This window comes from Adlercreutzia sp. ZJ138, assembly GCF_011038935.1.
In the GTDB taxonomy this organism is placed as follows: Bacteria; Actinomycetota; Coriobacteriia; order Coriobacteriales; family Eggerthellaceae; genus ZJ141.
This window is the reverse complement of the sequence record NZ_JAAKEA010000024.1, coordinates 26,525-33,205: the sequence shown is the minus strand read 5'-3', so window position 1 is coordinate 33,205 and position 6,681 is coordinate 26,525. Positions and strand designations below refer to the sequence as shown.

The 6,681-nt window shown below is 55.3% G+C and carries 4 protein-coding genes; 3 read left to right on the top strand and 1 reads right to left on the bottom strand.

What is annotated here, in order from left to right:
- Positions 1-109: 109 nt before the first annotated feature.
- Positions 110-2,254, bottom strand: coding sequence for an ABC-F family ATP-binding cassette domain-containing protein (locus G7Y43_RS09285; RefSeq protein ID WP_165046132.1), 2,145 nt, complete (start codon positions 2,252-2,254; stop codon positions 110-112).
- Positions 2,255-2,438: 184 nt separating this feature from the next.
- Between G7Y43_RS09285 and G7Y43_RS09280 the strand changes: the two genes are divergently transcribed.
- The 3 genes from G7Y43_RS09280 (at position 2,439) to G7Y43_RS09270 (ending at position 6,650) form a co-directional block, all read left to right on the top strand.
- Positions 2,439-4,046, top strand: coding sequence for an AAA family ATPase (locus G7Y43_RS09280; RefSeq protein WP_165046131.1), 1,608 nt, complete (start codon positions 2,439-2,441; stop codon positions 4,044-4,046).
- 135 nt (positions 4,047-4,181) lie between these two features.
- Positions 4,182-5,795 (top strand): response regulator transcription factor, encoded by a 1,614-nt coding sequence (locus G7Y43_RS09275; protein ID WP_165046130.1) that lies wholly within the window; start codon positions 4,182-4,184, stop codon positions 5,793-5,795.
- A 207-nt stretch (positions 5,796-6,002) separates the two neighbouring features.
- A complete protein-coding gene (locus tag G7Y43_RS09270; RefSeq protein WP_165046129.1) occupies positions 6,003-6,650 on the top strand; it encodes a hypothetical protein in 648 nt (215 codons plus the stop codon).
- Positions 6,651-6,681: the final 31 nt, after the last annotated feature.

Genomic DNA, 6,681 nt, shown 5'->3' with positions numbered 1-6,681 from the left:
CGGGGACGTAGGTTATTGTCCCGCAGGCGCGGGACAATAACCTACGTCCCCGATGTCCCACCCCGTCCCCGATGTCCCCGATGTCCCACGGCGCCCAGTGCGTGCACCTTTACGCATTTTCCGCCTGACGGGCCATTTCCTCTTCAAGTTCTTCGGTAAGCAGCAGCCATTCTTCCTCGGCTTCCGCCAAGCGCTTCTTCAGTTTCGCGTGTTCGGCAATAGCATTGCTCGATGCATCCTCGTTAATGTAAAAGTCGGGATCGGCCATCAGTTCCAACAACTCAGCCACGCGCTTATTGTCGCGTTCCATCTGCGCGTCGAGCTGCGCAATGCGCTTCCGGTGGTTCTTCAGTGCCGCATATGCGCGGTTGCGCGCCTCGGCTTCGCGGCGCTTCTGTTCCTTGGTTTTCGGCGCGCTGCCCCGAGGCGCAGTTAGCTCTTGCTTCGACTCAGGCTGCTTCTTGCCGCGCACATGCTTGTTCACCGTAACAACCGTCTTCGACCCCGCGCTGCCCTTGCCCGCCGTGCCGACGCGAACGTCCTTACCAGCTGCACCAGAGCGAGCGTCCTTCGCCCCGCCCGATGATGCAGACGGCGAAGATGCCGCGCCCATCACCTCGTCAACGAGCGACTGATCCTTCGGGGCCTCGCCAGCAAGCTGCCCACTCTTGTACAAATAGTAGTCGTAGTCGCCGTCGTACACCGCAAGCTTGCCCGGCGTCACCTCAACAATGCGGTTCGCCACACTGCGAATAAGGTGCCTGTCATGCGTGATGAACAAGATTGTTCCCTCGAAGACGGAAAGCGCCTGCTCCAGAATGTCTGCGCTCGCAATATCCAGGTGGTTCGTAGGCTCGTCCAAGCACAACAAGGGACGCGGCGCAACAAGCATTTTCGCTAGTGCCAAGCGACTCTTCTCTCCGCCCGATAACACGCTCACCTTTTTGTCAACCGCATCGCCCACGAACAAAAACGCGCCCAACAGCGTGCGCACCTGCGATATGGTCCAACCGGGAGCCACGTGGTCGAGCTCTTCAAACACCGTGTTACCCGGATGTAGCTCTTCCAGCTGATGCTGCGCGTAGTACGTCTTGCTCACGTGCACGCCGTACTCGATGGTGCCCTCATCGGGTGCAAGCACCCCGGCAACCATCTTCAGCAGCGTCGACTTGCCAGCACCATTCGGACCCACCAGCGCTATCTTATCGCCGCGGTACATGGTGAAGTCCTGCCCGTCGTATACCACCTTATCTCCGAAGCGCTTCACCAGGCCCGTTGCACGCACTACCATGTCGCCCGTGCGGGGAGGTTGCTGAAAGTTGAAGCGCACCGTTTTTTTCTCTTCGGGAATTTCCACCAGTTCAGCGCGTAGCTTCTCCAAACGGGCGGCGCGCTCTTGCGCCTGGCGAGCCTTCGTCGCCTTGTAGCGGAACCGCTCCACAAACGCCTCAAGGTGGTGCATCTCGTCGATTTGCTTGGTGCGTTTCGCGCGCAAAAGCTCAATACGCGCAGAACGTTCCTTCAGATAAGCGCTGTAGTTGCCTTTGAACAGGTTTACCTTGCCGTTGTCGATTTCTGCCACACGGTCAACCATATTGTCCATGAACGCGCGGTCATGACTGACCACGATCACCGTGCCAGAATACCCGCGCAAAAACCCTTCAAGCCATTTCACGCTTTCAAGATCGAGATGATTCGTGGGCTCGTCGAGCAGCAGCACTTCGGGATTGCGAATGAGCAGCTTCGCCAACGCAATGCGCATCTGCCAGCCGCCGGAAAACTCGGTAGTCGCCCGGCGCATGTCATCTTCCTTAAAGCCCAAACCGAACAGCACGCTGCGCACCTTCGCCTCGATCTGATAGCCGCCTAACACCTCATACGCATCGCGGGCGCGGCCCGCTGCAGCCAGCTGCTGTGGCGTGGGATTGTCGCCAAGGCCCTGTTCGAGCTCTTGCAAACGGCGTTCGGCGGCAAGAATCTCCACCTGAGACGACAACACTTCTTCGAAGATGGCCCGATCGGGCATCTCGATGGCTTCCTGCTCCAGGTAACCCACGCGCGCGCCCTTCGCCAGCAGCACGCGGCCTTCATCGGCATCTTCATGCCCCGATATAATGTTGAGCAGCGTAGTCTTGCCCGCGCCGTTTGGCCCCACCAGCGCCAAGCGGTCGTATTCCTCTAGGCGAAGCATCACGTCGGAGAACAGCGTGCGCGCTCCAAACGACTTCGTTATATGTTCAAGCTGCATGATCATGGTCAGCGGCTTCCTTTCACCTTGCGGCCGCCCCTTCCTGTAAGCAGCGTCCGAGCGGGTATTCTACCGCATTTACCCGAAGCAACCAAAAGTGAAGAAACGCTCACTCGTCTATCAAAGACCACCTAATGTGACACACTTCGATCCTTGCTATACTAGGGGAAACGCAATTCCAGGAGGCACCGTGAAGTACATTAACAGCATTGCCCCACTCATCGGATACGAGGGTGTTGTCCGATCTCCTTACTTCGTAGATAAATCTGCCATGATTTCTGCTTTGGTTCCTTCTATTGCCACCTCGAACATGTATGTTTGTGTCACACGACCCCGACGATTCGGCAAAACAACCAACGCCCAAATGCTCGCTTCCTTCCTCAGCCGAGACACGCAAGCTACCGATCTATTCGAGCAACTGAACATTACGCAAGATAAGCACGCTATGACACACTGCGGAACCCATGATGTTGTATACATCGACTTCAGTGCACTGCCTGATGAATGCAGCAGCTATACCGACTACATCAATGCTATTCGCCGAGGTCTCGTGCGCGATCTCCATCAGTTTGCTCCCACGGCAGAAATCGAGGAAGGCACAAATCTGCTTGACGCGCTTGACCGCACGTTCCAAAAGACGGGCGCACGTTTCTGCTTTATCATGGATGAATGGGATTCGATGTTTTTCAATCCTCTGTTCACAACCGAAGATCAGCGGGCATTTCTCATGTTCCTCAAGCAACTGTTGAAGACAAAGCCATATGTGGAACTCGCTTACATGACCGGCGTGCTGCCCATCACCAAGCACTCAACAGGCTCAGAGTTGAATATGTTCGTGGAATACAACGCTGTAGAAGACCCACGATTCGAAGAGTTCTTTGGCTTCACCGAAGCCGAGGTAGCAAAATTGTGCGCTCTCCATCACGAGCGCAATCCTCAGGCCCGCGTCGATTATGAGGGTCTTGCAAACTGGTATGACGGATACTTGACCGAAACGGGAGAGCGACGCTTCAACCCGCGATCAGTCGTGTTGGCTCTTGGCGACGACAGCTTGCGCAGCTATTGGACAGAGTCGGGACCTTATGATGAAATTTACTATTATGTGCGCCACAACACTGACGCAGTGCGTGAAGATATCGTACGCATGGTGGCCGGCGAATCGGTGCGCGCTGACATGAAGAATTACGCCGCCTCAGCCATGAGCCTATCTTCGCGCAACGAGATTCTGTCGGCTATGGTCATCTACGGATTCCTCACGTATTACGATGGGGCGGTGTCTATCCCCAACCACGAACTCATGTTGAAGTTTCAGGATGTGCTCTCCAAGAGGGAGATGGGCTATGTAGCATCACTAGCCCTCCGCAGTGAGTCACTCCTCAATGCCACCTTGCGTAGAGACGGCGAAGAGGTAGCCCATGTGCTAGAAGCAGCTCACGACCAAGAAGTTCCCTTGTTGCGCTATGCCAATGAGGCCGACTTGGCCGCACTGGTGAACTTGGTGTACCTGGCTGCCCGCGACCGCTACTGGGTACGACGCGAAGAACCAGCTGGCAAGGGCGTAGCCGACATCGCATTCATCCCCAAAAACACTTCCGACAATCGCTGGACCCCTTTCATTGTGGAACTAAAGGCAGCGGGAAGCGCTCAAGAAGCTATCGACCAGATTCGCCAACGGAATTACGGAGCCCTTTTCGCTGACGCCTTTGCTGATACTGCTCCAGACAAACATCCCCTTGCCGTCGGCATCTGCTGGGATCCCCAGACGAAAACCCATGAATGCCTCATCGAGGAAATGTAGGGAAACACTGACTAAGGCTTGTCCTGCATTTGCAAGGTGGCGTCTTGAAGCTCCGAAATGCTACCGACCCTTGCATCCGGTGACCATCCTCGTATACTTGAAAGATCATGGAGAATTCCCACGGGGAGATTAAGAATGAGAGAAGAGTTAGGCTTCGGAGAAGAGCGCCTGATGCACTCGATGGGGCGTGTACCCACTTTCGGTGTCATCGGCGCAAGCTTTTGGATCGCGTGGATCACCATTATCTACAGTACCGATGCCTTCTTTCCCGCTGACATCGACCCACGCCAAGCGACGTCAGGTGCCTTTGTGATATCGACACTCTCCTTGGGTGTGACACTCATCGCACTGAGCTTTTTCCCGCAGTGGACCATGCGTCGCCTGCTAGGTGAGCGCCCCTTGTCGTGGGCATCGTGTATAGGCGCAGCGGCCACCCTTGTGGTTTTAAACGGACCCATGCTGCCCACACCACTATTCTTCGCGGCGGCAGTGCTCACTGGGTGCGTAACGGCACTTATTGCACTACGCGTAGCTATTGCATTTTCGGAAGTGGATACGCGCGCGGCGCTGGTGGGCATGGGATGCGCACTTATGCTTGGTGTACTTGTGTATGCGTTAGATACAATGCTGCTCCTGTGCGAACTACGATCACTGGCAGTTGTCGTACTCGTACTGCTTTTGCCCTTAGCAGCCTTCCTCCTGTCACTCGACGTAAGTGAGGGAACTTCGCTCGCCCTTACGGATGCTGACCGTTCACTTGAATACCCTCGTATCTCGACGAAATTGGCACGCTTGATTGCCTACATCGTCATGCTGCTGTTTTTACTGAGCCTCACACGAGGCTACTATCCTAATCTGATCGAACTGAGTCAGTTCGCCACATCGCGATGCCTTGTAGGACTCGGACTCATCGCAGCAGCTATGGCTATTGTGGTTATGGCGTGGATAGCACCACGCCATACGGTATTCGGAGTGCTGTTTTACGGGATTCTACTCGGTTCGGTGCTCACAGTGCTGGTGCTGGCTTTACTGAATGTGACGCCGGTGATCATGGGAGACGTATCCTCGGTACTCTTCGGCGTGACGCTGTTATGTTTGTGGGGTCTGCTCTGCCGTGTATCATTTCGTTCGGGACGCTTGGCAGTACAAGTAATTGGTATCGGTTTTGGGGCGGCGTGTTTAGGGGCGACCGCCGGCATGGGCGCAGGTTCGCTTTTGTATGCCATTGAAGTGTCTCCCCGCTCGTTTTCTTTGATTATGGCGGCTTCCATTATCTTATGCGTGGTGGCAAGCAAGCTTCTGCTTCGGTTGGATGATGTGTGTGAGCTTATGCAGCCCGCTGTAAGCGACTTAGACGTCGACGATGTTGCGAACAGCGCACCTGTTGCGTCTGCTATGGATTCTCCAACCCCTGCCCTTTCTGCTCCCGCTACCTACAAACTAACACCAGCTCTACCGACAGAGATACCCATCCCCTCGACACTCGGCGGATACCAAGCGTCGCTACGACGCTTGTGCGCCGTACTAGCTGTTGATCACGGCCTATCACAACGCGAAGCTGACGTACTCGAGCTGTTGGCACTCAGCAAGGATACCAAAGCTATCGCCGACGAGCTGTTTATCTCCTTCAATACGGTACGCTCCCACGTCCGCCGCATTTACGTAAAGCTCGACGTACACAGTCGCCGCGAGCTGATGGAGTTCATCGAGCGCGAGGGTGGCACGGGCGGCGAGTGCACACACAGCTAGGGAAACCTCGCTCGATCATCCTTCACCAATTTCAGAGTTTTCCCAGGTCGCTTCCTTCATGCAATTTGAGTGAGGGCGAAAAATACGTCGGTTTCATCCATGATGAACGATTCGTACGGCATCACTTCCCCGTTAAGCTAACGAAATCAGGCTAATACCCATACGCGGCCGATAACCAGTCGCTTTGAGGCGGGAAGAGACATCATCATGGAAGACAACTCTGGCGACTTCAACTCCGAGGTATACAAGCGTACCGCGCGTGTAATAGAGACGAATCCAGCATACCGAACCATCTACTGCTCGCTTATCGAGTACTGCTGCGACGAGCAAGATGAAGAAGAAGCATGCGCGTTCTGTGAGATTCAGCGAACCTCTCAAAGCCAGATTCAGAGCGCCGCTGGCATCATTGGCGCGCTCGTGCGAAGTGGCGCGTTGCGCAAGTGCGTTTTCGTCGACGGCGAGCCCTATACCGGAACACTCGAAGATCTGCAAGCCGACGAAGATGTGGCCGAGGATGCTGTTGTATCTGTCACGCTCACATCCACACCCGAAGGTATTGCTGTGGCAGCCGATGTGCGCGAGGAACGCTCTTTTAATCACTTGATAGCACCTTATCCCCAGCGCAGGGGCGCTTTTCTTGCAGTACTTACCGCTTGTGCCGCAACTCCAAAAACCACTCGTGAGCTGCAAGAAACCCTTAAATGTGCCGACATGCTCGAAACCGAGGCTGCCCGCGGCATAGACAGCCTCCATGCAAGCTATTTCACGGGCTCGCTGGAATCTATCGGCGCGCTCGCGTGGAATGGAAAAGCGTGGACTGTAACCGACACAGGACGAGCGATCCTGGCCGAATAACAGTCGCGCAAGACAACGAAAAGAGAGGAAA

Coding starts and splice junctions, on each gene's coding strand:
- G7Y43_RS09285 (WP_165046132.1), bottom strand. CDS start 2,254: ATGATCATGCAGCTTGAACATATAACGAAGTCGTTTGGAGCGCGCACG.
- G7Y43_RS09275 (WP_165046130.1), top strand. CDS start 4,182: ATGAGAGAAGAGTTAGGCTTCGGAGAAGAGCGCCTGATGCACTCGATG.
- G7Y43_RS09270 (WP_165046129.1), top strand. CDS start 6,003: ATGGAAGACAACTCTGGCGACTTCAACTCCGAGGTATACAAGCGTACC.